The 24,015-nt window shown below is 71.2% G+C and carries 22 protein-coding genes and 3 pseudogenes; 14 read left to right on the top strand and 11 right to left on the bottom strand.

What is annotated here, in order from left to right; translation table 11 throughout:
- The coding region (locus NWP10_RS01410; RefSeq protein ID WP_258299629.1) for a hypothetical protein at window positions 1-1,311 on the bottom strand (1,311 nt) is incomplete at its 3' end.
- A gap of 66 nt (window positions 1,312-1,377) precedes the next feature.
- Between NWP10_RS01410 and NWP10_RS01405 the strand changes: the two genes are divergently transcribed.
- The 3 genes and pseudogenes from NWP10_RS01405 to NWP10_RS01395 all read left to right on the top strand — a co-directional run bounded on the left by NWP10_RS01405 (window position 1,378) and on the right by NWP10_RS01395 (window position 3,759).
- On the top strand, window positions 1,378-1,983 hold the full coding sequence (locus tag NWP10_RS01405; protein WP_258299628.1) for a DUF421 domain-containing protein: 606 nt from the start codon (window positions 1,378-1,380) through the stop codon (window positions 1,981-1,983).
- A gap of 13 nt (window positions 1,984-1,996) precedes the next feature.
- Window positions 1,997-2,810, top strand: a pseudogene (locus NWP10_RS01400) (IS5 family transposase); the annotation flags it as partial.
- A 136-nt stretch (window positions 2,811-2,946) separates the two neighbouring features.
- Entirely contained in the window at window positions 2,947-3,759 is an 813-nt protein-coding gene (locus tag NWP10_RS01395) for a hypothetical protein (RefSeq protein ID WP_258299627.1), read from the top strand.
- A gap of 30 nt (window positions 3,760-3,789) precedes the next feature.
- On the opposite strand, the gene NWP10_RS01390 is transcribed toward NWP10_RS01395, so the two are convergent.
- Together NWP10_RS01390 and NWP10_RS01385 are read right to left on the bottom strand one after the other, a co-directional pair.
- Window positions 3,790-4,705, bottom strand: a protein-coding gene (locus NWP10_RS01390) for an IS5 family transposase (RefSeq protein ID WP_258299626.1) whose coding sequence is annotated in 2 segments (ribosomal slippage) — window positions 3,790-4,329 and window positions 4,331-4,705 — 915 coding nt in all. Because the reading frame shifts where the segments join, the coding sequence is not laid out codon by codon here.
- A gap of 486 nt (window positions 4,706-5,191) precedes the next feature.
- Window positions 5,192-6,064: a F510_1955 family glycosylhydrolase gene (locus tag NWP10_RS01385; RefSeq protein WP_258299625.1), complete on the bottom strand. Its 873-nt coding sequence runs from the start codon at window positions 6,062-6,064 to the stop codon at window positions 5,192-5,194.
- A gap of 158 nt (window positions 6,065-6,222) precedes the next feature.
- Here NWP10_RS01385 and NWP10_RS01380 point away from each other — a divergent pair, with 158 nt between their 5' ends.
- The 5 genes and pseudogenes from NWP10_RS01380 to NWP10_RS01360 all read left to right on the top strand — a co-directional run bounded on the left by NWP10_RS01380 (window position 6,223) and on the right by NWP10_RS01360 (window position 11,521).
- Window positions 6,223-6,924 (top strand): response regulator transcription factor, encoded by a 702-nt coding sequence (locus NWP10_RS01380; RefSeq protein ID WP_258299624.1) that lies wholly within the window; start codon window positions 6,223-6,225, stop codon window positions 6,922-6,924.
- The gene (locus NWP10_RS01375) at window positions 6,921-8,066 is read left to right on the top strand and encodes a cell wall metabolism sensor histidine kinase WalK (RefSeq protein ID WP_258299623.1); all 1,146 of its coding nucleotides are present in this window, start codon (window positions 6,921-6,923) and stop codon (window positions 8,064-8,066) included. The genes NWP10_RS01380 and NWP10_RS01375 overlap by 4 nt, the downstream gene beginning before the upstream one ends.
- A 96-nt stretch (window positions 8,067-8,162) precedes the next feature.
- Window positions 8,163-8,495, top strand: coding sequence for a heavy-metal-associated domain-containing protein (locus NWP10_RS01370; protein WP_258299622.1), 333 nt, complete (start codon window positions 8,163-8,165; stop codon window positions 8,493-8,495).
- Between the two features lie 55 nt (window positions 8,496-8,550).
- The gene (locus NWP10_RS01365; protein WP_258299621.1) at window positions 8,551-10,803 is read left to right on the top strand and encodes a copper-translocating P-type ATPase; all 2,253 of its coding nucleotides are present in this window, start codon (window positions 8,551-8,553) and stop codon (window positions 10,801-10,803) included.
- Window positions 10,804-10,841: 38 nt separating this feature from the next.
- Window positions 10,842-11,521 (top strand): annotated as a pseudogene (locus NWP10_RS01360) (DUF305 domain-containing protein).
- A gap of 458 nt (window positions 11,522-11,979) precedes the next feature.
- Here the strand turns inward: NWP10_RS01360 and NWP10_RS01355 are convergent.
- Window positions 11,980-12,411: a cytidine deaminase gene (locus NWP10_RS01355; RefSeq protein WP_258299619.1), complete on the bottom strand. Its 432-nt coding sequence runs from the start codon at window positions 12,409-12,411 to the stop codon at window positions 11,980-11,982.
- Between the two features lie 452 nt (window positions 12,412-12,863).
- Between NWP10_RS01355 and NWP10_RS01350 the strand changes: the two genes are divergently transcribed.
- On the top strand, window positions 12,864-13,934 hold the full coding sequence (locus tag NWP10_RS01350) for a GNAT family N-acetyltransferase (RefSeq protein WP_258299618.1): 1,071 nt from the start codon (window positions 12,864-12,866) through the stop codon (window positions 13,932-13,934).
- Window positions 13,935-13,959: 25 nt separating this feature from the next.
- Here the strand turns inward: NWP10_RS01350 and NWP10_RS01345 are convergent, their stop codons facing one another.
- Window positions 13,960-14,835 (bottom strand): ArgP/LysG family DNA-binding transcriptional regulator, encoded by an 876-nt coding sequence (locus NWP10_RS01345; RefSeq protein WP_184173299.1) that lies wholly within the window; start codon window positions 14,833-14,835, stop codon window positions 13,960-13,962.
- A gap of 71 nt (window positions 14,836-14,906) precedes the next feature.
- Here NWP10_RS01345 and lysE point away from each other — a divergent pair, with 71 nt between their 5' ends.
- Window positions 14,907-15,521: an L-lysine exporter gene (lysE, locus tag NWP10_RS01340; protein ID WP_258299617.1), complete on the top strand. Its 615-nt coding sequence runs from the start codon at window positions 14,907-14,909 to the stop codon at window positions 15,519-15,521.
- Window positions 15,522-15,541: 20 nt separating this feature from the next.
- Here lysE and NWP10_RS01335 read toward each other — a convergent pair whose 3' ends face one another.
- From NWP10_RS01335 to NWP10_RS01320, 4 genes are read right to left on the bottom strand one after another with little or no spacing between them, the layout of a single operon-like run.
- A complete protein-coding gene (locus NWP10_RS01335; protein ID WP_258299616.1) occupies window positions 15,542-16,573 on the bottom strand; it encodes a methionine synthase in 1,032 nt (343 codons plus the stop codon).
- On the bottom strand, window positions 16,570-17,616 hold the full coding sequence (locus tag NWP10_RS01330) for a DUF1852 domain-containing protein (RefSeq protein ID WP_258299615.1): 1,047 nt from the start codon (window positions 17,614-17,616) through the stop codon (window positions 16,570-16,572). The genes NWP10_RS01335 and NWP10_RS01330 overlap by 4 nt, the downstream gene beginning before the upstream one ends.
- Complete coding sequence (locus NWP10_RS01325; RefSeq protein ID WP_258299614.1) at window positions 17,613-18,923, bottom strand: cystathionine gamma-synthase; 1,311 nt, start codon at window positions 18,921-18,923, stop codon at window positions 17,613-17,615. Before NWP10_RS01325 ends, NWP10_RS01330 begins: the two co-directional genes overlap by 4 nt.
- 1 nt (window position 18,924) lies before the next feature.
- On the bottom strand, window positions 18,925-20,274 hold the full coding sequence (locus NWP10_RS01320) for an O-acetylhomoserine aminocarboxypropyltransferase/cysteine synthase family protein (protein WP_258299613.1): 1,350 nt from the start codon (window positions 20,272-20,274) through the stop codon (window positions 18,925-18,927).
- Between the two features lie 451 nt (window positions 20,275-20,725).
- Between NWP10_RS01320 and NWP10_RS01315 the strand changes: the two genes are divergently transcribed.
- The gene (locus tag NWP10_RS01315) at window positions 20,726-20,896 is read left to right on the top strand and encodes a hypothetical protein (RefSeq protein ID WP_258299612.1); all 171 of its coding nucleotides are present in this window, start codon (window positions 20,726-20,728) and stop codon (window positions 20,894-20,896) included.
- 75 nt (window positions 20,897-20,971) lie between these two features.
- Window positions 20,972-21,103, top strand: coding sequence for a hypothetical protein (locus tag NWP10_RS01310; RefSeq protein ID WP_258299611.1), 132 nt, complete (start codon window positions 20,972-20,974; stop codon window positions 21,101-21,103).
- A gap of 138 nt (window positions 21,104-21,241) precedes the next feature.
- Here the strand turns inward: NWP10_RS01310 and NWP10_RS01305 are convergent, their stop codons facing one another.
- Entirely contained in the window at window positions 21,242-21,508 is a 267-nt protein-coding gene (locus NWP10_RS01305) for a hypothetical protein (protein WP_258299610.1), read from the bottom strand.
- Between the two features lie 1,101 nt (window positions 21,509-22,609).
- Entirely contained in the window at window positions 22,610-22,912 is a 303-nt protein-coding gene (locus NWP10_RS01300; protein WP_258299609.1) for a hypothetical protein, read from the bottom strand.
- Window positions 22,913-23,025: 113 nt separating this feature from the next.
- Here NWP10_RS01300 and NWP10_RS01295 point away from each other — a divergent pair.
- A pseudogene (locus NWP10_RS01295) lies at window positions 23,026-23,133 on the top strand (VOC family protein); the annotation flags it as partial.
- A 100-nt stretch (window positions 23,134-23,233) separates the two neighbouring features.
- Window positions 23,234-23,995, top strand: a complete 762-nt coding sequence (locus NWP10_RS01290; protein WP_258299608.1) for a bifunctional 2-polyprenyl-6-hydroxyphenol methylase/3-demethylubiquinol 3-O-methyltransferase UbiG — start codon at window positions 23,234-23,236, stop codon at window positions 23,993-23,995.
- Window positions 23,996-24,015 lie beyond the last annotated feature (20 nt).

Below are 24,015 nucleotides of genomic sequence, written 5' to 3'. Positions count from 1 at the left end.
CGGCACGGCGGTGACGGCCTCGTCGATCGGTCCGCCGGCCGGGCCCGCGGCCGCGCGGAGGTGCTGGACGAGGTCCGCCGACGCACGCGCGAGCTCCCCCTCCGCCTCGAGCACGCGTGGGGCGAGGCCGGTGAGGTCGCCGGAGCCGGCGTCCGCCGCCACCTGGAGCAGCGCGTCCGCGGCCGACTGGAGTCGATCGGCCACCGCGTCGCTCCTCGGCCGGTCCGACGGAGCCTCCGGCGACCGCCCGTCCGAGACGCGCCGTGCCCGGGAGACGACGGCCTGCGCCGCCATCACCAGCGGGGCCACGAGGCGGTCCGCCGCGGTCTGGGCCCCGGCGTGCCGCGACTGCAGGGTGGCCGCATCGTGCAGGCCGGCGGCCTGGCCGCGCACCCGGGCGACCGCGCTCTCGTGTCCCTGCAGGTCCGCCTCGGCACCGCGGTCCGGCCGTCGCAGTCGCCGGGCGAGGTCCTCCTCGCCGCGGGCGAGCGCGAAGGCGGAGTCGGTGAGCCGGGCGAGGCCCCCGCGGAGGTCGGGGGCGGAAGAGCGACCCGAGGATCCGCCGGACGCGCGCTCCGGCGTCGTGAGCACCGCCACCTCGACCGCCTCGAGGTCGAGGATCACGCGTGCCAGGTCCGTGCGCGCGGAGCGCAGGCGGCGGCGCAGCCGGTCGATCCGACGCCGGACGCGGAACCACAGCGCCAGGGGGATCAGACCGAGCGTCAGGAGCGCCGTGGCGATGCCCGCGTAGAGCAGGGGCTCGCGCGGGAGGCCGTCGTACGTGAGCTCGCCGGCGGTGCGGGCGGCGGCCGTGACCGCGTGAGCGCCGTGGCCGAGGTCCCGGTTGCTCGCGTAGGCGCGGGAGGTGTCCCAGCGGCTGTCCTGGTCCGCCAGCCGGTCCTCGTCGAAGAGCCCGGGACGCACGGCCGCCCCGCTGCGGACCTCGGCGGTCTCCCGGAACTCGGAGGTGATGTGGACGGAGTCGTACTCCTCGTCCTCGTCCTGGGTGGAGAGCACGACGTCGGCGGGCAGCTCGGCGCGCCCGGACTGCTCCACGATCCGCAGGTGCCGGCCGGTCACGAGCATCTCGATCGGCCGCCAGCTCGGGACGCCCCCCGGGCCCGCCGCCGCGGCGACGGTCTCGGGGGTGATCCCCTCGGGCATCCGCTCCACGTCCTCGTAGCGGAGCGTGACGGTGTGCTCCGGCTCGGCGGTGACCACGCCGTATCCCACCACACCGACCAGCCCTGCGAGCACCGCGCAGAGGGCGGTGAGGGCCAGGAAGAGGCGGGAGAGTGCCGTGGGGCTCATGGCTCCCATCGTAGGCAGGGGTGGCGACGCCGTAACGGCGACCCCCTCGAGGACCCAGGAGCACCCATGTCTCACCTCGCCTCCCTGACCCCGCCGCAGGGCTGGTCCGCCGCGCTCGTGGCCCACCTCGGCATCAAGCCGTGGCGGATCCCCGTCGTCGTGATCGCGGCGATCGCCGTCTACGTGAGCCTCGTGCTGCTGCTGCGCGTGTTCGGCGCGCGCCTGCTCAGCGGGCTGTCCACGTTCGACACGGTGGTGGCCATCATGATCGGCTCCATGGGCGCCCGCGTGATCTTCGGGCACCCGCCCACGCTGGCCGCCGGGCTCATCGGCATCCTCACGCTCGTGCTCCTCGAGGTGGTGTTCGGCGCCGTGGTCTCCACGGTGCGGGGCCGGCGGGCCGTCGCGGGGTCGCCGCGGGTGATCGTGGCCCACGGGCGCGTGCTGGCCGGCGTCGTGGGCGCCGAGCGGTGCTCGGCCCGACGGACTGAGCCGCCCCCGAGCCCCTGCCCCCACCCCGCTCCGCCCCCACCCCCGCTTTCGTGCGGGAAACGGGAGCCTTCCCCGAGGTTTTCGTGCGGGAAACGGGGAGGTCTCCGTCCGTCGTCGTGCAGGAGGCGGGGTCTTGCCGCCGCTAGGGCGTGTCTGAGAATGAATCCAGGGGCCGGATGACACCCCGGAGGACGTGTCTCGTTTCCAGATGCTCTCCGATGCCCAGTGGGAGCTGATCGCCCCGATGCTCCCAGCCAGGACGGGCCGACAGGGGCGGCCGTTCACCGATGCCCGCACGATGGTCGAGACGATCATCTACCGGTACAGGTGCGGGATCCCCTGGCGGGATCTGCCCGAGGTCTACGGGCCCTGGCAGACCGTGTGGACCTGGCATCGGCGCCTGGCCGCCGAGGGCACCTGGGACACGGTGCTGGCGACGCTGACCGCCGCTGCCGACGCGCGGGGCTTGGTGGACTGGTCGGTGGCGGTGGACTCCACGATCGCCTGCGCGCATCAGCACGCGACGAACACGAAGCGCCTCACAGGGGGCTGGATCGAACTACAAGAATCTGCGTGAAGAGCCCGGCGATCACGGGATCGGGCGCTCCCGGGGTGGGTTGAGCACGAAGATCCATCAACTCGTGGACGGGGCGGGGCTGCCGTTGGTCAGTCTGATCACTCCAGGCCAGGCAGGGGACTCCCCGATGCTGCTTCCTCTACTGGGACAGCTGCGCGTGGCCCGGCCGGTGGGACGGCCTCGAACCCGCCCCGAGGCGGTGCTGGGCGACAAGGCCTACTCCTCCCGGGCGATCCGCACCCACCTGCGCACTCGAGGCATCAAAGCTGTCATGCCCGAGCCGGCGGACCAGCAGGGCCACCGCAGACGCCGCGGCACCCGCGGCGGCCGACCCGTTGGCCTCGACGCGGCCGCCTATAAGGGGCGTAATGTGATCGAGCGCCACTACGCCCATCTCAAGCAATGGCGGGGCTTGGCGACCCGGTACGACTAGGGCGTGTCTGCCAATTGCCGGGTAAGTTCGACGAGACGGCGTGATGCACGAGGACGCCTGCTGTGTTCGTCGGGGCTAGGTCAGACGGTGAGACACTGGGGGCATGCCCTCCGTTATGTCCAGTGTGCTCTTCGTGACCGATCTGTCGTATGAAGCGCGCGGGCGCCGGTACTGCGATGAGGACATCTATCTGTCCTCTCAATTGCGCCAGTCCTTCGACGTGGCCCTCTGCCACCCCAGGGACGCCCTGGCGCTGATGGACCGATTTGATGTCGTGCTCGTCCGCAACAGCGGGCCGACAATCTACTACCCGCAGCAGTACCAGGTGTTCCGCGAACATGCCCTTGCCACCGGTGCACGGGTCTTCAACGAGCTGACAGGCAAAGCCGACATGGCCGGCAAGCAGTACCTCGTGGACCTGTCCCGGTCCGGCTATCCGGTGATCCCCACGGTGGAGAGCGTCGAGAACCTGGACCGGCTCCCGGACTGCGATGCCTACGTGGTCAAGCCGAAGTTCGGCGCCGATTCGGTGGGCCTGAGGATCCTGGACCCGTCGCAGATCCGCGGTATCGACGATGCCGACGTGCTCATCCAGCCGTGCGTCGAGATCGACTATGAAGTCTCGTTCTACTTCATCGATCGCACCTTCGAATACGCGCTGTACGCACCTGATTCCGCGCAGCGCTGGCGACTGGACGCGTACGAGCCGACGCAGGCCGATCTAAGATTCGCCCAGCGCTTCATCGACTGGAACGGGATGGCTCACGGCATTCAGCGCGTCGACGCGTGTCGCACCGTCGACGGCGAGCTGCTGCTGGTCGAACTGGAGGATCTCAACCCCTACCTGTCGCTGGACAGCATTAGCGATGAACGCCGTCGGAGCTTCGTGCGGCATCTGACAGGCGCGCTGTCGGACCTTGCCTCCACCGACCTGCCGACCCGATAACCAGGGTGTCCTTCCCGGGGCGGGTCTGCCTTAGGTGCGTAGCCAGGTGAGAATGGCACAGAGTGTGACGGCCGCGCGGTAGGTGATGGCGAGCTTGTCGTACCGGGTGGCCAGTCCGCGCCATTGCTTGACCAGGGCGAAGTATCGTTCGACGACGTTGCGGCCGCGGTAGGCCTGGGCATCGAAGCCAGGCGGGCGCCCACCGTGGCGCCCGCGCCGGGCCCGGGCGGCGACCTGGTCCCCCTTCTGGGGAATCACCGCGGTGATCCCCCGACGCCGCAGCTCGGTCCGGATCACCCCGGCGGCGTAGGCCCGGTCTGCGATCACCGCCCCCGGGCGAGATCGAGCGCGTCCGGGACCGAGCCGAGGGACGTGGATCTCGGCCAGCACCTGGGTCAGTACCGCCCCGTCGTTGCGCTGCCCGCCGGTGACGATGGCGGCCAGCGGCCGGCCCCGGCCGTCCACCACCTGATGGATCTTGGTCGTCAGTCCGCCGCGGGAGCGGCCGATGCCGTGTCCGGGCGGCTCAACCTCGTCCAGCGGCAGTTTCTTGTGATTCGCCCCGGCCCCCCGTGTCCTGGTCAGGGCGGGTCGTGTTCGTCGCGTGCTGGTGGGCTCGGGCGATCGTGGCATCGACCGAGACCGCCCAGTCGATCTGCCCGGCCGCGTCGGCCTCGGCCAGCACGTGGGTCAGCACCCGATCCCAGGTTCCGTCCGCGGCGTAACGGCGATGCCGCTTCCACACCGTCTGCCACGGTCCGAATGCCTCTCGGGGCAGGTCCCGCCACGGGATTCCGGTCCGGTACCGGTACGCGATGCCCTCGACCACACGGCGGTTGTCCCCGAACGGGTGGCCCCGCTGTCCCTCATTCGAGGGCAACAACGGCGCGATCCGTTCCCACTGCTCGTCCGTGAACACCCGATACCGCGAACCCGTCGACCTCACCCGACCAGACTGCCGCGAGTCTCATCGCCGGAATGGGAGACACGCCCTAGTACGCGATCGTCTACCGGGCTGCCGTGATCCTGAACGCGGTGATCGCGTGGTCCAAACTATTGTCAGACACGCCCTAGGTCTGGAGCCTGAGGGCGGCCTCCTGAGCAACGATGGCGCCGACGTACGGTTCGCTCTCGTTGGCGGGCACGCCCCTGCACTTGAGGTCTTCCCGGCCAAGGCCATGAACGGACGTGCTTCTCAGCAGTCGGCGAGGGCCCTCTCGCCGGCGATGGCCTGGGTCCGGCGCAATCTCGCGACGAGTCTCGCGGACCTCACTTGAAGCGCCGACGGCCGCGGTGACATGCGACCACCGAAGAAACGGATAACGCGCTTTCCCATCACTGAAAGCTGCGCGCACTCTGCCCTCCCTGGCCAAGGACGCCCCCGCCGAAGAGGACTGTCACTTCTGTACCGTTGGGGAGACAGTCCCATGGGTCACATCAGTGGCTCGGTGGTGTTGCCGCCGTCGGTGGTGCGCAGAACGGTGGTGTCGGCCACCACGAGAGCTTCGATCCCGCCGTCGGTGGTGGTGCTTGCGCCCAGGGCGGTGATCTCTCCGACCGGCTGGTCGCTGGAGGTCCAGCTCCGCCCGGCATCGCGGCTGGTCAGCAGGTGCCCGTCGATCCCGGCGCCGACGATCGTGGTGTCGTCGGCCCACGCCACCAGGGACATCAGCTGCGGGGTCTCCAGTGCGTCCCAGGTGGCACCGTCGTCGTCGGAGCGCATGACGCCGTCCTCGGTGGTGGCCAGGACGGTGCCCGTGCCCGGGGCGATCGCCAGCCAAGCAGGGGGAGAGGGGATCTCGAGGGTGTTCCAGGTGCGCCCGTCGGAGCTGGCGCGCAGCTGCCCGTCGAAGCCGAGCACTCCGTTCGGGCCGGCGGCCAGTGCGTGGAAGTCCGATTCCCCGCCCCTCGAGAGCACCTCCCAGGTCTCGCCCTGATCGGTGGATTCGATCAGTCCGACCGGTTCGGGCAGAGCGGTGCCGGTGCCGGGGTGGCCCGAGGCCAGGTAGCGGCCCTCGGGCGTGACGGTGAAACCCATGAGGTCCACGACCGGACCCGCCTGGGTCAGTTCCCGGTCTTGGAGGCGGAACAGGCCCTCGTGGGTGGCCATCAGGATCGTCCCTGCCCCTGCTCCACCCCCTGTCACCGTGTCGCGGGTGATGGCGTGCACATGGGTGATCGCCGTGCCGGCGCTGCTCGCTCCGGCCGTAGCCGGTGGTGCCGGGGAGGAGCACGCCGCCAGGGCGCCGGTGCAGAGCAGGCCGAGGCCGCCGACGAGCAGGGTTCTACGGGTCAAGGGGTTCATGAGTCCTTTCCACCTCGCACCACGGTGCGAGGACCTCCCACCATTGTCGACTGGCCGGGGAGCGACCCTGTGGCGTTTTTCTTGAAGGTTTGGCGAAGATTCCTTCCCCAACTAGCCTTCGGCGCTGATGCGGTGCGGGCCGAGGGAACACTGAAGTCATGAACCCTGGCATCGATACGGACCCCGGGCGGGTGCTGGTGGTCGACGACGAGAAACCCCTGGCGCGGATGGTCGCCACCTACCTCACTGGGGCCGGCTACGACGTCCTCATCGCCTACACCGGCCGCGAAGCTATGGAGTACTCCCGCACCTGGAAGCCCGACGTGGTGGTCCTGGACCTGGGATTGCCCGGCCTGGACGGGATCGAGGTGTGCCGAAAGCTGCGGGGCTTCTCCTCCTGCTACGTGCTGATGCTCACCGCCCGCGGGGACGAAGACGACAAGCTGGCCGGGCTGGCGGCCGGGGCTGATGACTACATCACCAAGCCCTTCAGCGTGCGTGAGCTCGTCGCCCGGGTGGCCGCGGTGCTGCGCCGGCCTCGCACCACCGTGACCACTGTGGAGCCGGCCCGGGTGTTCGGGGACCTGACCGTGGACCTCGCCGCCCATGAGGCCCGGGTGGACGGTGAACCGGCAGGGTTGACCCGCACCGAGTTCGATCTGCTGGCCGCTCTGACGGCCCGCCCGCACGAGGCGTTGTCCCGCCGCCAGCTCATCGACACCGTGTGGGGCCCGGCCTGGGTGGGCGATGAACGGCTGGTGGACGTGCACATCGGTCACCTGCGCCGGAAACTCGGGGAGGACCAGGCCACCTTCATCGTCACCGTGCGCGGGGTCGGCTACCGGATGGTGACCCGGTGAGCGGCTGGCGACACAGCCGGGGGTTGGCCTCCCGGTTCTTCCTGGCCCAGGCCATCGTGGTGGCCGCCAGCATCCTCGCCGCCGTGGTCGTGGCCTCCCTGGCCGGGCCGGCGATCTTCCACGAGCACCTGATCATGGCCGGGCACGCCGAGAACTCCCCGGAACTCCTGCACGTGGAGCAGGCCTACCGTGACACCAACCTCATCATCCTGGCCGCGGCCCTGAGCACCGCCGTGATCTGCGCCGCGGCGGTGACCTGGTTCTTCACCCGCCGCCTTCGGCGGCCCCTGGCCGCCCTCACCCAGGCGGCTCAGGCGATGGCGCGCGGGCGCTACGACACCCGGGTCCCGGCCCTGGGTACGGGCACCGAGGTGGACGCGGTGGCCACCTCCTTCAACACCATGGCCACCCGCCTGCAGCGCACCGAGGACACCCGCCGACGGATGCTCTCGGACCTGGCCCATGAGATGCGCACTCCGATCTCGGTGCTGTCCGTCTACTGCGAGGCCCTCCAGGACGGCGTGGCGCACTGGGACGAGGCCACCGGGGAGCTCATGACCGACCAGCTGGGACGCCTCACGCGTCTGGTCGAGGACATCCACGACGTCTCCCGGGCTGAGGAGGGACGGATCGACCTGGACCGCACCGCACAGCCGGTCGCCGATTTGCTGCGTACGGCGGTCGAGGCCCACCGGGAGGCCTACGCCGCCAAGGGCGTGAACCTGGTGCTCGACGCGCAGGACACCGCCGGGGTCGTGGAAGTGGACCGGCAGCGGATGGGGCAGGTGCTGAACAACCTGCTCACCAACGCCCTGCGCCACACCCCGCCCGGTGGGGCGGTGACCGTGCGCGCTGCTCCTCATGGCCCGCGCCAGCTCGCCCTGGTGGTGGCCGACACCGGTGAGGGGATCGCCGCCGAGAGCCTGCCGCAAGTGTTCGAGCGCTTCTGGCGCGGGGACACCGCTCGGGACCGCGACCACGGTGGTTCCGGGATCGGACTGACCATCTCCCGGGCCCTGGTCGAGGCCCACGGCGGGACGCTGAGCGTCACTTCCTCCGGGCCCGGGGCCGGAGCGGTCTTCACTCTGGAATTGCCACGCCACACCCAGCACCGACCACGGGAGGTCACGGTCGCCACATGACCCCACCCCTTGTGCTATACCCCTGGGGGGTATATGACTGTGAGTGGTGAGGCCGCTGCCAGCCCTTGCCACCCGACTCGATCGAAGGAGCTCCAGATGACCCCCGAGACCCGTTCCCCGTTGCCGATGGCCTCCACCGGTTGCGCCTGCTGCGCCCCCGCCCCGGCCGCCGACCAGGCAGCTCCGACTGCTGGTGCGGTTCCCTCCGCCCGCACGACCGCGACCTATCAGGTGGAGGGTCTGACCTGTGGGCACTGCGCCACCAGCGTCACCGAGGAGATCACCGCCCTGGACGGGGTGAGCGAGGTGCACATCGACCTGGTGGCCGGTGGGGCCTCCACCGTCACGGTCACCGCCGCCGAACCACTGACCACGGCCGCCGTTCGAGCTGCCGTGGAAGAGGCCGGCTACACCCTCGTCACCGATTGACGAGCCCGATCATTACCTCGGCCCCTGCAGGGGGCCTGCGCGGAAGGAGCGCATCATGAGCACCCCGCACCACGAGCACAGAACCGGTCACCCCGCCGCCCCGGAACAGGCGCATGCCGGCCACGATCCGCAGCAGCACGCGAAACACAGCGCTCACGGGCACCACGGTGATGCCACCACGCACGGGCAGGCCATGCCCTCCGACCACGCGCACTCCGCGGTGGACGAGGACCACGCGGTGCACACCCATGGGGAGCACGCCGGGCACTCCACGGCGATGTTCAAGAACAAGTTCTGGCTCTCCCTGGCCCTGTCCGTGCCCGTGGTGTACTTCAGCCCCATGGTCGGGCACCTGCTGGGCTACCACGCCCCGCAGTTCCCCGGCTCGGCCTGGATCCCGCCCGTGCTGGGCACGGTCATTTTCTTCTACGGTGGGATGCCGTTCCTCAAGGGCGGGCTCACCGAGCTGAAGTCCCGCCAGCCGGGGATGATGCTGCTGATCTCCATGGCCATCAGCGTGGCCTTCGTCGCGTCCTGGGTGACGACCCTGGGGATCGGCGGCTTCGACCTGGACTTCTGGTGGGAGCTGGCGCTGCTGGTGGTGATCATGTTGCTGGGTCACTGGATGGAGATGCGCGCTCTCGGTGCGGCCTCCTCCGCCCTGGACGCCCTGGCGGCCCTGCTGCCGGACGAGGCGGAGAAGGTCCTCGACGGGGACACCGTCACCGTTCCAGTTCATGAGCTGGCCGTGGGCGACGTCGTGCTGGTGCGCTCCGGGGCCCGGGTGCCCGCCGATGGAACCATCACCAACGGATCGGCCGAATTCGACGAGTCCATGATCACCGGCGAATCCCAGGCCGTGGCCCGCACGGTGGGCGACACGGTCGTGGCGGGCACCGTGGCCACCGACAACACGGTGCGGGTGCGGGTAGAGGCCGTCGGGGCCGACACGGCCCTGGCCGGGATCCAGCGCATGGTCGCCGACGCCCAGGCCTCCTCCTCCCGCGCCCAGGCGTTGGCCGACCGGGCGGCCGCCTGGTTGTTCTGGTTCGCCCTGGGCGCCGGCGTTCTCACCGCCATCGCCTGGACCCTGCTGGGTCAGCCTGACGATGCGGTGGTGCGCACCGTGACGGTGCTGGTGATCGCCTGCCCGCACGCCCTGGGCCTGGCCATTCCGCTGGTCATCGCGATCTCCACCGAACGCGCCGCGAAGGCAGGGGTGCTGATCAAGAACCGGATGGCCCTGGAGCGGATGCGCACCATCGACGTGGTCCTCTTCGACAAGACCGGGACGCTGACCGAAGGGGCCCACGCCGTCACCGGTCTCACCCCCGTCCCGGGGGTCTCCGAGGCCGAGCTGCTGGCCGTTGCGGGCGCCGCGGAGGCCGACAGCGAGCACCCCGTGGCCCGGGCCATCGTCACCGCCGCGGCCACCCACCCCGAAGCCTCCCGGCTGGGGCTGCGCGGCACCGGTTTCCAATCGGCCACCGGACGTGGCGTGCGCGCGACCGTGGACGGGACCGAGGTCGTCGTAGGCGGACCGAACATGCTGCGCGAGCTCGGCCTGTCCACCCCGGCCACGATCACCGCCGCCACCCGGGCCTGGATCGACCGGGGCGCCGGGGTCCTGCACGTCGTGCGGGACGGAACCGTCATCGGGGCTCTGGCCCTGGAGGACCGCATCCGCCCCGAGTCCCGGGCGGCTGTCCGGGCCCTGCAGGAACGCGGCGTGCGGGTCGCCATGATCACCGGCGACGCCCGCCAGGTCGCCGAGGCCGTCGGGGCCGATCTGGGCATCGACGAGGTCTTCGCCGAGGTCCTGCCCCAGGACAAGGACACCAAGGTCACCGAGCTCCAGTCCCGCGGGATGACCGTGGCGATGGTCGGCGACGGCGTCAACGACGCCCCCGCCCTGGCCCGGGCCGAGGTCGGGATCGCCATCGGGGCCGGCACCGACGTGGCCATGGAGTCCGCCGGAGTGGTCCTGGCCGGCAACGACCCGCGGGCCGTGCTGTCGATGATCGACCTCTCCCGGGCCAGCTACCGCAAAATGCTGCAGAACCTCGCCTGGGCCACCGGGTACAACCTCATCGCCGTGCCCCTGGCCGCCGGTGTCCTCGCCTCGGCCGGGATCGTGCTGTCCCCGGCCGTCGGGGCGGTGCTGATGTCGGTGTCCACGATCGTGGTGGCGCTCAACGCCCAGCTGCTGCGCCGTCTCGACCTGGACCCGGCGCACCTGGCCGCCACCAGCATGGACGACCGCCGTGCTGCCAGCACTCAGGCGTCCGCGACGGCAAAAACTCACTGACCCCTAACTACCCGATCCACAATGAGTAAGGACCTATCGTGAAGCGTTCCACCACTCTCACACCCTCGCCCTGGCCTCCGCCCTGGCCCTGGCCGGCTGCGGCACCAGCGGCGAAGAAACCACCGGGGACGCCCCCGGAGCCGCCACGTCCGCGGCGGCCGGGGCCGGGAGCACGGACACCGCGACGGCTGCCCCCTCCGGCTCCGGCCAGGAGGTCACGGAAGAGCACAATGACGCGGACACGATGTTCGCCCAGATGATGATCCCCCACCACGAGCAAGCCGTTCAGATGAGCGAGGTGATGCTCGCCAAGGGTGATCTCGATCCGGACATCGAGGCGCTGGCCAACAAGATCGTCGCCGCCCAGGGCCCGGAGATCGACCAGCTCACGACCATGCTCGAGACCTGGGGCGAGCCCACCTCCACGGAGTCCGGGGGCATGGAGGGCATGGACCACGGCTCCGAGTCCGGTGCGGGTATGGAGGGCATGATGACCGACGAGCAGATGCAGGAGCTGGAGGCCGCCGAAGGCACCGAGGCCGCCGAGATGTACCTGACCATGATGACCACCCACCACCGCGGGGCCATCGACATGGCCCAGAAGGAAGTCGCCGACGGTGAGAACCCCCAGGCCATCAAGATGGCCCAGAAGGTGATCGAGGACCAGGAGGCAGAGACCGCCGAGATGGAGACCCTGCTCGCTCAGCTCCAGAGCTGAATTTATCCATCTCCAGGGCCGGCAACGACCTGCCCCGGGGGGCAGATGAGAATCACTTGTGGGTCAGACCCCGGTCCGCTGCTGCGGACCGGGGCCTGACCCACCGTGTCTGTCTTCGTGACGGTGACCAGTCCCTGCTGTCACTGTCCCGCCCGGCCGCATGCACCTTGCAGGGCCAGTGCTTGCCCCTAGGGCGTGTCTAACAATGAATGCGAGGGCCGGCTCACACCCTGGAAGGCGTGTCCCGTGTCCAGATGATCTCTGATGACCAGTGGGAGCTGATCGCCCCGACGCTCCCTGCACGCACGGGCCGTCTGCGGATAGTCCACCGCCACCTGCGCGATGGAATCGCGCAGGCCCATGTGGCCGCCGAGTTCCGGGTCAGCCGGCCGGCCGTGGTCCTCTGGATGAACCGGTCTTAGAGATGGGCCCAAAGAACAGTCGCGCAGACCAGAGGGTCAGGCGCCCGCCCAGTCACCCGGGACATCCTCGAACACCGTGAGCCAGTAGTGCGGCATGAGATCACGCAGCGCCACCCAACCGACGGTTATCCCCTCCCCCTTCGGAATGGCAGCGAGCACCTCTGGCCCGTGGGTCGCCAGACGCTCCTGGCATACGCCACAGGGCGCCAGCACCCGGACCGTCTCATCGAGGTCCCGGTACAGGCAGACGGTGGCGACGATCGACTCCCCCAGACGGTAGGCAGCGCAGTAGGGCTCAGTCTCATGGCACAGCTCAACCGCTGGATTCAACGCGTCTGGCGGAGAACCGAGCAGGATCATGCCCGACGCAGTGAGCATGGCAGCAGCACCCCCTGCCTCGCCAGGCGGCCGACGCTCAAGCAGCCCTCGGCACGCCCCGACCAAAGCTCCGAGTTCATGGGGATCCATGCATCGCTCCTAGACGGGCCGCGAAGGTGTAGCGGGGAGCTATAGCGGTCGTTTATGACAAGGGGCTCCGCCATGCGCCGTGTGCGCCACCTCCGGCCCTGCCGCCCGCCACATGACTCGCCACAACCGATCCGCCAGAGCCGCAGCCGCCCGTACGTTTCTGGCGATCCCTGGGGCCCGCGGGGGCGCCCACCTGGACACCCAGTGTCACGTCGACCGGATCCCGACCGATATGCGAAGAGTTCCCCGCGCGTCAGGTGAAATCTGCCTGCATCTCGACGGCGAAGGCCCTTGCCCACCGGTCCGCGTCGTGACACAGTTCACCCCATGATGCAGCAGCAGTGACCCCGTGGGTCCGACGACCCACCGCCGGCCCTCCCCGCGCGCCCGTCTCGAGCACGGCTCGACGGGTGCCTCTGCGCCCACCCCTATCTGCAGAAAGCAGTCACCGCATGCCTGACATCATCGAATTCCCCCTGCCCGCCTCGTCGGACGACCCCCACTGGCGGGCCTACTGCCAGCTCGGCGACGAGTACAATCACGAGCTGATCGGCACGACCGAGTGGGACGAGACCCCCACGGACGCGCTCATCCAGGCCGCCGCCGAGACCGACTACACGCAGCGCCGCTACCTGGCGTACGTCGACGGCGAGGCGGTCGGCTACGCCCGCGTCCTGATCAACCACGTCGACGACCCTGACGCGGCCTCCCTCACCGTCTACGTCCACCCGCGGCACCGCGGACGCGGCCACGGCCAGGCACTGACCGAGCGGCTCGTCCTGGACACCGCCGGCCTCACCCGTTTCGAGACCTGGCCGCTGACGCCGCGGCCGATGACCGGACAACGGGCGCTCACCCCGCCCAACGGCGCCGGCGCGGTGCCCGCCGGGCATCCGGGCGTGCGTCTCGCCCAGTCCTACGGCTTCGCGCTCGTCCAGATCGAGCGGGTGAGCCGGTATGACTTCGCCGATCCGGGGATCGACCCCGCCGTCGCCCTGGCCGAGGCCGAACGCGTCTCGTCGGACTACGAGCTCCACGCCTGGGAAGGCGCGGCCGACGCGGCCCTGCAGGACGACCTCGCCGTCCTCAAAGCCCGCATGGCCACGGACGTGCCCGCCGGGGAACGCACCGTGGTGGAGCAGGTCTGGGATGCGGCCCGCGTGCGTCGCATGGACGAGCAGATCCTCACGACCGGGCGGCTCTTCCGCGCAGTGGCGCGGCACCGTGCCACCGGCCGGATCGTCGCCCTGAGCGAACTGGTGGCACCCCGCTCGCGCCCGGACGGGCTCATCGACCAGTGGGACACCATCGTGCTGCCCGAGCACCGCGGCCACCGCCTCGGCATGCGTGTGAAGGCGGCGAACCTCATCGCCGTGCGTGACGCGCTGCCCGAGGCCCGCGCGATCATCACGTGGAACGCCGAGGAGAACCGGCACATGCTCGACGTCAACGAGGCGCTGGGCTTCCGGCCTGTGCTGGTCGAGGCCTCCATGGAGGCGCCGGCACCGCTGCGACGCCGCTGACGGCCCGCGACCCCGTGGTGCCGCCTCACCCCCGTTCGAGCGTCCGCTGGGCCGCCTCCCGCACCGCCCGCGTGAGCCGCACCAGGCGCGTCACGGGCAGTGTGGCCGCCTGCCAGTAGAGGGGCACGAGGACGTCGTCGAGCCCGGGCACGCGGACCAGCCGACCGGCGCGCACGTCCTCGACGGCCTGGGCGTCCACGAGCATCCCCCACCCCAGGCCGGCCCGGACAGACCGGTGGAACCCGTCGAACGACGGCGCCAGGTGCGTGGGCGGGGCGACGTCCAGCCCGGCGCCGCTCAGCGCGAGGCGCTGCAGGTCGTCCTTCGCGTTGTAGCGCATCATGGGCATCGCGCCGAGGTCGACGACGTCGCCCGCCGCGTGCCGCGCGAGCAGGGCGGGCGCCACGAGCGGGACGTAGCGCATGCTCCCCAGCGGCCCCGCCGCGCACCCCTGCACCGGCTGCGGCTCCGTGGTGACGGCGGCCAGCACCTCGCCTCGGCGCAGCAGCCGGGCGCTGTGGTCCTGGTCCTCGACGTGCAGGTCCAGGACCGTGTCGTCCCAGTCGGCGGCCTCCGCCAGGACCGGCCCGAACCACGTGCCCAGCACGTCGGCGGGCACGGCCAGGGAGGTGACGCTGCGCCCGGCCGCCGTGCGGCCCAGCCCGGCCCACGCCTCCTGTTCGAGCACCCGCATGTGCCGGGCCACGCGCACCAGGCCGACACCGGCCTCGGTCGGTTCGCAGGGTGTGCCGCGCCGGAGCAGCACCTGTCCCACCTCCCGCTCCAGGGCGCGGATGCGCTGGCTGACCGCGGAGGCGCTGACGCCGAGCTCGTACGCGGCCGCCTCGAACGAGCCCTCGTCCGCGATCGCACGCAGCGCCTGCAGCTGGTCCAGGTTCATGAAGCAGAGCTTAGGTGCCTGCAGTTCTCTTCGTTTGGCTCAGGCCCGGCCGGGCCCTAGCGTCCTCACCCATGTGGACCCTCGCCGGCACCGGCCTGCTCACCGGACTCGCCCTCATCGTCGCCATCGGCGCCCAGAACGCCTTCGTGCTCCGCCAGGGCGTGCGCCGGGAGCATGTGGGCGCCGTCGTGCTGGTGTGCATGGCCTCGGACGCCGTGCTGATCCTGGCCGGCACGGCCGGGGTGGGCGCGCTCGTGCAGGCCGTGCCGTGGCTGCTCGAGGTGCTGCGCTGGGGCGGCGCCCTGTACCTGCTCTGGTTCGCGGTCTCCTCCCTGCGTGCCGCGCTGCGCCCGCAGGGGCTCGGGGCCGAGCAGGCGCCGCGCACCGCGGGTTCGGTCATCGCCACCACGCTCGCGCTGACCTGGCTCAACCCGCACGTCTACCTGGACACCGTGGTGCTGCTGGGCAGCCTCGCCAACCAGCACGGTCCCGACGCGCGGTGGGTCTTCGCCGCCGGCGCCGTCGCCGCCTCGGTCCTGTGGTTCACCGCGCTCGGCTACGGCGCCCGCCTGCTGGCCCGGGTGCTCGCCGACCCGCAGGCGTGGCGCGTGGTGGACGTGGTGATCGCGGTGGTCATGGCGGTGCTCGCGGTCCGGCTCATCGCCGGTTCCGGCGTGTGGGGGTGAGCAGGCAGACGCCGGCCCCCTCACTCTCCGCCCAGCTCCTCCCGGAGGATCCGCGCGCCGGCCACGAGCGCCGCCGTCTTGTCCCGGGCCACCGAGCGAGCCAGCGGCGCCATGCCGCAGTTGGTGCTCGCGATCAGCTTGTCCGCGTCCACGAACTCGAGGGTCTCCCGGAGGGTCGCGGCCACCTCCTCGGGCGTCTCGATCTCGTCGCTCGCCACGTCGATCGCGCCGACCATCACCTTCTTGCCGCGCAGCAGGCCGATGAGCTCCGCCGGCACCCGGGAGTGGTGCCGCTCCAGGGCGATCGTGTCGATCGTGGACTCGCGCAGCAGCGGGAACGACGTCTCGTACTGGCGCCACTCCTGCCCCAGCGTGGCCTTCCAGTCGTTGTTCGCCTTGATCCCGTAGCCGTAGCAGATGTGCACGGCCGTCTCACACGTCAGGCCCTCGGCCGCACGCTCGAGCGTCGCCACGCCCCAGTCGCGGACGTCGTCGAAGAACACGTTGAACGCGGGCTCGTCGAACTGCACGACGTCGACGCCCACCGCGGCCAGCTCCCGCGCCTCCTCGTTGAGGATGCGCGCGAACTCCCACGCGAGCTTCTCGCGGCTGCCGTAGTGGCGGTCGGCGAGGGTGTCGATCATGGTCATCGGCCCGGGCAGGGTCCACTTGATGGGCCGGTCCGTCCGCGCGCGCAGGGCCTTCGCGTCGTCCACGAACACCGACGACGGCCGGCCCACCTCCCCGACGACGGTCGGCACGCTCGCGTCGTACCGGTCGCGGATCCGCACCGTCTCGCGCCGGTCGAAGTCCACGCCGCCGAGGTGCTCGATGAACGTGGTGACGAAGTGCTGGCGGGTCTGCTCGCCGTCGCAGACGATGTCGATGCCCGCGCGCTCCTGGTCGGCCACGGCGAGGGCGAGCGCGTCGAGCTGGCCCTCGCGCAGCTGCTCCCCCTCGAGCTTCCAGGGCGACCAGAGCGTCTCCTCCTCGGCGAGCCAGCCGGGCTTGGGCAGGCTGCCGACGAGGGCGGTGGGGATCAGGGCGGTCATCGGGTCTCCTCGGTGTCTCGTGCGGCGTGGGCGGCGGCCCAGCGCTCCAGCAGGTCGCGGTGCGGGCCCACGAAGTGCTCCTGCGTGTACTCCCCCTGCTCCCGGCCGAGGCGGGCCCGCTCCTCGCGGTCGTAGGCGATCCGGGTCTGCGAGAAGTCGCCGTGGTCCAGGCGCGGCCGGTAGACCTCGCCGGCCCCGGCGTTCGCGTTGTAGATCTCCGGCCGGTAGATCCGCTGGAAGGTCTCCATGGTGGCGATCAGCCCGGCCAGGGAGAGGTTCGCGTGGTCGTTGAGCAGGTCGCCCCGCGAGTAGAACGCCAGCGGCGCCACGGACCCGCGCGGCAGGAAGCACCGGATCCCCAGGCCCATCCGGCCGAAGTAGCGGTCCGTGCGGGAGGGCGCGTCCTGGCGGTACTCGACCCCGAGCACCGGGTGCTCGTTCGTCAGCCGCCGGTAGGTGCGGCTCGTGGACACGCTGATGCAGATCACGGGCGGCTGCGGGAACCGCGCCCGGTACGCCTGCGAGTCGAGCAGGTGCCGGAACAGCCGCCCGTGCAGGTCGCCGAAGCCGTCGGGCTCCTCTGTCCCCGGCGACGTCGCCGCGTGCGCGGGCAGCACCACGGAGAAGTCGTGGTCACGGACGTAGGAGGAGAAGTTGTTCCCCACACTGCGGCCGAGCTCGGCGCCCGTCGCGCACTCGACCACCCGCACGTCGAGCATCTCCATGAGCGGGAAGTCGACGTCCGCGCCGTCGTCGGCGGTGAAGTGCACGTCGATCGAGACGATCTCGATCCGCGCCGTGTAGCGGTCCCGCTCCGGGTTGTCCCAGGGGGCGAGGTCGTTGAGGCGCCCGTCGATCATGGCCAGGGCGGCGCGCAGGTTCTCCCGCCGGTCCGCGCCGCGGGCGAGGTTGGCGAAGTTCGTGGTGGCGCGCGTGCTGGCGGCGGGCGTGTAGTCCTCGTCGAACGGCGTGGTGTGGATGCTGAACGTCAGGTCGTCCACGCGGGTGGGCGCGGTGCTCGGGACAAGGGTGGCGTGGCTCATCGGGTCCTCTCCGGGGTGCGGGCGCGGGTGGTGCGGTGGTGGGCGGGGGCGGGACGGGGCACCGCGGACGACGACGGCGTCCCGCGGCCGGCGGCGACGCGTGCGGCGCACTCGAGGCCGGCCTCGAGGTCCGCCTGCAGGTCGGCCACGTCCTCGATGCCGACGGAGAGCCGGACCAGGTCCGTGGGGACGGCCAGGGGCGTGCCCCGCACGGAGGCGTGGGTCATCTCGGAGGAGTAGCAGAGCAGCGATTCGACCCCGCCGAGGCTGACCGAGAGCGCGAACAGCTCGGTGGCCTCGGCGAACGCGCGGGCCGCGGCCTCTCCCCCGGCCAGCCGCACGGAGACGATGCCGCCGAAGCCGTCCATCTGCCGTGCGGCGAGGTCGTGGCCCGGGTGGTCCGGCAGCCCGGGGTAGAAGACTTGGGCGACCTCGGGGCGGCCCTGCAGCCAGCCCGCGAGGGCGGCGGCGTTGGCGCCGTGCCGGTCCATGCGCAGGCCGAGCGTCTTGAGGCCGCGGGCGGCGAGGTAGGAGTCCTGCGGTCCGGCGACCGCGCCGGCGGCGAACTGCTGGTAGGCCACCGCCTCGGCCAGTGCCCGGCCGCGGAACTCGCGGTCGGCCACCACCACGGCGCCGCCGAGCACGTCCGAGTGCCCGCCGATGTACTTGGTGGTGGAGTGCACCACCACGTCCGCGCCGAGGTCCAGGGGCCGCTGGAGGTAGGGCGAGGCGAACGTGTTGTCCACGACCAGCAGCGCGCCGGCGTCGTGGGCGATCTGCGCCCAGGCGGCCAGGTCCGCGATGCCGAGCAGCGGGTTGGACGGCGTCTCCACCCACAGCAGCGCGGTGCGGCCGGGGCGGACGGCCGCGGCGACCGCCGTCGGGTCGGTGATGTCCACGGGGGTGTTGGACACGCCCCACGGCTCGAGGACGGTGGTGATGAGGCGGTGGGTGCCGCCGTAGCCGTCACCGCCCAGCACGATGTGGTCGCCGGGGCGCAGCACGGCCCGCAGGAGGGCGTCCTCGGCGGCGAGCCCGGAGGCGAACGCGAACGCCCGGTCGCCGTGCTCGAGGGCGGCGAGCTGGGTCTCGAAGCCGTTCCGGGTCGGGTTGGAGCCGCGACTGTACTCGTGCCCGGCGCGCAGCACGTTGATGCCGTCCTGCACGAAGGTGCTGGTCTGGTAGATCGGCGGCACCACGGCGCCGGTCAGCGGGTCGGGCTCCTGGCCGGCGTGCACGGCGGTGGTGGTGAAGCCGCGGACGGCGGGACGGGACACGGGGCGGGTGGTGTGGTGGACGGCGGTCATCTCAGCGCACCTCCAGGGTGACGGCGGCGGTCTCGGGGACGGCGGGCGTGGCGGCGGGGACGGCCGGCCCGGCGGCGGACACCACGGCCAGGGCACGGTCCAGGTCCGCGATCAGGTCGTCGGGACACTCCAGCCCGATGGAGAGCCGGACAGTGGTCTCGGCGATCCCGGCGGCCTCGCGCTGCTGCCGCGTCAGGCGACAGTGCGTCATGGTCGCGGGGTGAGAGACGAGAGACCGGGCGTCGCCGACGTTGACCACCAGCTGGAACAGCTCGAGCGCGTCGAGGAACGGGGCCACGGCCTCGGGGCCGCAGGCCAGGTCGAAGGAGAACACCGAGCCGACGCCGTCCGGGAAGTCGCGGGCGGCAAGCGCCGCACTGGGATGCCCGGCCACGCCGGGGTGGTGCACCCGCGCGACGGCGGGGTGCCCGGCCAGGTGTTCGGCCACGGCCAGGGCGGTGGCGGTGTGGCGGGCCACGCGCAGGTCGAGCGTCTCGAGCCCCTGGATGAACTGCGCCGCGCTTGCGGGGGCGAGGGTGGGGCCGAGGTCGTGCAGGAACTTGCTGCGGGCCAGCGTCAGGTAGGCGCCGCGGCCGTGCCGCTCGACCAGCGTCTGCCCGCCGTAGCGGGCCTTGGGCCGGGCCAGCTGCGGCCACCGGTCCGGCGTCGCGCCGTAGTCGAACGTGCCGCCGTCCACGATCGCGCCGCCGAGCACCGCGCCGTGCCCGCCGAGGAACTTGGTGGCCGAGTGCACGACGACGTCGGCGCCGTGCTCCAGCGGCCGGTAGAGGGCCGGTGTCGCGAGGGTGCTGTCCACCACCACGGGCACACCGGCCGCGTGGGCGAGGTCCGCGAGCGCGGGCAGGTCCGGGAGGGTGGCGAGCGGGTTGGTGATGGCCTCGAGGAAGAACGCGCGGGTCTCGGGCCGGACCGCGGCGGCCCACGCGGGCGGGTCCGCCGGGTCCGCGAAGGTGACCTCGATGCCGAAGTCCGCGAACGTGTCCGTCAGCAGGTCGACGGTGCCCCCGTAGAGCTGGCTGGAGGCGACCAGGTGGTTGCCGCCCTGCAGCAGCGCCAGCAGGGACAGCGCGACGGCGGCCTGGCCGGTGGCCGTGGCGATCGCGCCGATGCCTCCCTCCAGTGCGGCGAGGCGGTTCTCGAACACCGCGACGGTCGGGTTGCCCGTGCGGCTGTAGGTGAAGCCGGGGGTCTCGAGCCGGAACATCGATGCCGCCGTGGCGTGGTCCGGGAAACGGAACGCCGTGGTCTGGTGGATGGGCGGGACGACCGGCCGGTGGGGTGCGGCGGGCTCGTAGCCGGCGTGGACTTGTTGTGTGGCATGACGGGGCATCTGCTCTCCTCCATCGGTCCTGGCGGTAGCACCGGGCCTGCCGTTCCCGGGGGTCCGGGTCCGTCGGGCGGGTTGCTGCGGCGTCGTCGAGCCAGATCTCTCGGCCGCTCTGGATGGGTGGTGCACCCATCCCACGCGGCGGGCCGCCGCGAGTCCAGCGGGCGGCCGGCTCGCACGTCATATAAGCCGCCGCCGCGCCATCCGGGACCGGCCGGAGCCTCTCCGGGGCGCGGCGGGCCGGGGCGGACCCGGTGTGACGGACTGGCGTGGAGGGGGTGTGTCAGACTCCCGGGCCTGACGCAGAGCACACCGGGCGGACCGCCCCCGCCGCCGGGAGGACGGGCGCGGTGGCTGGTCGCCTCCAACGCCCTCGACGCGGGTGGCCGGTCCGCCACGGACGTCGCCCTGGACGTCCTGGCGGTGCATCCTCCTCGGCTCGGTCGGCTGCGCCGTGGCCGTGGGGCTGCACCTGCTGGCCTACGCCGACCGCACTCATGCCGGGCCGTGGCTGCTGGCCGACGCCGCCCTCTGGGGGTTCATGGTCCTGCTCGGGAACATCACCCAGGCCGCCGTCGTGCCGGCCGCTCGGTGGGTGGATCCGGGGAGCGACGACGTCGACTGAGGCCGAGACGCTGACGCGGACACCGAGGTCGCTTAATGCGTGGCCATGGTCACCCGCCCCGTGCTCTAGCAGCCGGTGATCGACGCCGTCGACGTCCGTTCCGTCGCGGAGATCTACCGCGCGTCCCACGACCACGCCTTAGGCTCCGCGGTCACCGGGGTCGTGGAGACCGCCACCGCCATGGCCTTCGGCGGTGTCTTCGGCTGAGACCTCTGCTGGCCACGTGGCGCCGGCGTGGCCCCGCCAGCGTGGGCCAGGAGCCCAGGCCCTCGATCCGCTAGCGCGGGCCGGGAACGCCGACGGGCGGGGACCGTGCGGTCCGTGCCCGTCGGGGGAAGTGCTGGCTCAGGGCTGGGGGTGGTCGAGCTCGTGAGCGGCGAGGGCGCGCACGAGCTCGGGGAGGAGCATGGTGAGCACCTGGATGGAGTGAGCGCCCTTGGGGTGTTCGGTGACGGCGCGCCAGTGGTGGGCCACGGCCCATGCGTGGTTCTCACGGCGCATGTAGAAGGTCTTGGCCGCGTTGTAGCCGTCGGCGTAGGTGATGGTCCGCTGCTCGATGAGCCGCCTCCTCCGGTAGGGGTGCAGGAGGCCGAATACCTCCCGATGTGTCAAACCACATACCGCGGGTGGGGTGGCGTGTATCCCCCGAGCGCGGTCAGGGCGGGGCGTGTCGCCGAGATCTGGCTGTAGTCACGATGCGAGCTGCTGGCGCCGGAGTGGGCGTCGCGGATCTCACGTCGCCCCCACCGGAGCTCCGGCTGAGCTCGGCACATGGTCTGTAGTGCGGTCCGACGGTATGGGCCGAGAATACGGTGACGGTGCTCTTGGCCGCGGGCAACTGCTGAGCCAGTCCAGGGGTCGACGAAAGGAGTCGCCGGCGGTGGAGGGAGTGGTCCTGAGCCCCCGCGGCCCCCGCCGTGGGCAGCCTGCTGCTGTAGCGAAAGGCGCTGGCGGGGGGTCGAGTAGGGCAAGCTGCCGAGGCGTTGCGAACGTCTAATATGAAGTTGTGAAGGCGAAAACGAAGAACTGGGATGGGAACTGAGTAGCCGAAGTTACGGGGTATTAGAGAATTTTGGGATTGCGACTAATGATCATTGGCATTGCCTTTCTACAACTAATTATTCCTGCGACCTGGGTAATTATGACTACATCGGGCTGGACGGGCGAGCGGCACTCGTCCTTCTCCCTAGGATTCGCGGTCGCTTCGATTATTATCTCGGTGGCGTCATGGGGTTTATCTAGGCGATTAAAGAGTGCCGAGGGGCACTTAAGGGGCACTCCCTGGGTGTTTGCTCTAGCCCCTGCCCTTATGTTATCCGGGTTGACCGCATTTCGATTGCCGGGTGAAGGTGGGTACTGGGGAGCGTGGCTATACATTGCCGGCATGGCTGCCCACCTACTTGTCTTCCTGCTTGTAGTCGTTTATTCGATGCAAGCACGAGGATCGTTCCGCCAGTAGTGGCTTTCTTGGGTCAGCGGGGTCGACAGGAAGAACCGTCCTGAGCGCACCATTATGTTTCGCTCAAGCTGGCTTGTGCGCTCGCCCGGTCCGATGCGCTGTACGCAGCGTGCAGCGCACCGGACCGTGCCGCCGGGTCCTCGACACGGCGGGGGCCGCCGGTGAGCGGCTCCCGGGCCGTTTCGGTCTGCCCTTGATGGGCTTTCAGGCCAGGGCGGGATCGGGGGCCACCGCGGCCACCGCGGTGGCGCCGATCATGGCGGGAACGGCGCGCATGCCTTGGCGAACGCTAGCCGGTCATCGGTCAGGGAGCCCTCGCCCCGGAGCCAGGACACGTAGGCCAGCATGGCCAGCGCACCGGCGGCGGCCTCACGCGGGCCCATGGTCACAGCGGCGTTGAGCACCGTCTCCGCCTCCTCCGTGGCCTTCCAGCTCAGCCCGTGCGGGAACGTGCCCGTGTGGAAACCCACGGCCTTCATCCGGCAGGGCGCGGTCGCGGCCACCAGGGCCACGTAGAGGTACTCAGGATCCTGGCGATCCAGGGTCGCCAGCACCACGGCGGCCGCCTCCCGGTCCGGCGATCACGCAGAAGCCCCGAGATGCCGCGCCTCAGTCCCGAAACGAGACATGCGCTCCATGGTGTCAGCTGGCCCCCGGGGTCATTGTCAGACACGTCCTAGGCCTGGGCGGGCGCCTCGTCCTGGACCGCTCCGACGACGAGCCCCTGTACGTGTTCGCGGACCCGGCCGGCCACCCCTTCTGCGTCTTTGTGGGGTGAGCGCGGCAGATCAGGGCGGCTCAGCCCTCGAGCCGCTGGTCGACCTCCTCGTGGTCCAGCTGGCGGTGCATGCGGTCATCTTCAAGATACGGTGCCGTCCATGCATCTGGACCCGGCCGAGACGAACCGCCGCGCCTACGATGACGCTCGCGTCGTCGCCCTCTATGACCTCGACAACCCGCCCGGAGAGGACCACGCGTACTTCCGCCGGGCGGCCGAGGAGTCCGGCGCCCGGCGGATCGTCGATCTCGGCTGCGGCACCGGATCGCTCACGGTGACGCTGACCGGCGACGACCGCGCCGTCGTCGGGATCAACCCGGCCGAGGCCATGCTGCGCGTCGCCCGGGCGCGCCCCGGCGGGGACCGCGTCGAGTGGCGGCGGGGCACCGCGGAGCTGATCGAGCCGGCGTCGGCGGACCTGGTGATCATGAGCGGGAACGTGGCGATGCACCTGATCGGCCAGGACTGGTACGGCGCCCTGCGGCGCATAGCCGCCGGCCTGGTCCCCGGCGGTCGGCTGCTGTTCGAGACCCGCAACCCCGTCCGCCGCGCCTGGGAGGACTGGCAGCAGGAGCCCACGGAACGGACGACGGCGGCCGGTCGCCTCGTCGAGTCCGAGGCCACGAGCACGCCGGACGCGGACGGCGTCGTCGTGCACCGATGGCGCACCGAGTATCCGGACGAGGGCGTGGTCCGCGAGGGTGAGGAGCACCTGCAGTTCCGCTCCGTGGAGCAGGTGACCGAGGACCTCGCGGCGGCGGGGCTGGCGGTGGACCGCATCTGGAGCGACTGGCACGGCCGCCCTTTCGACGCGGCGGAACACCCGTTGATGATCATCGAGGCCTGTCCACAGGGGGCCTGACCCGTCCACCCGCCATGGCA

It is taken from the genome of Micrococcus sp. HG099, assembly GCF_024723355.1.
Classification (GTDB): Bacteria; Actinomycetota; Actinomycetes; order Actinomycetales; family Micrococcaceae; genus Micrococcus; species Micrococcus endophyticus.
This window is presented reverse-complemented; position numbering and strand designations above follow the sequence as displayed.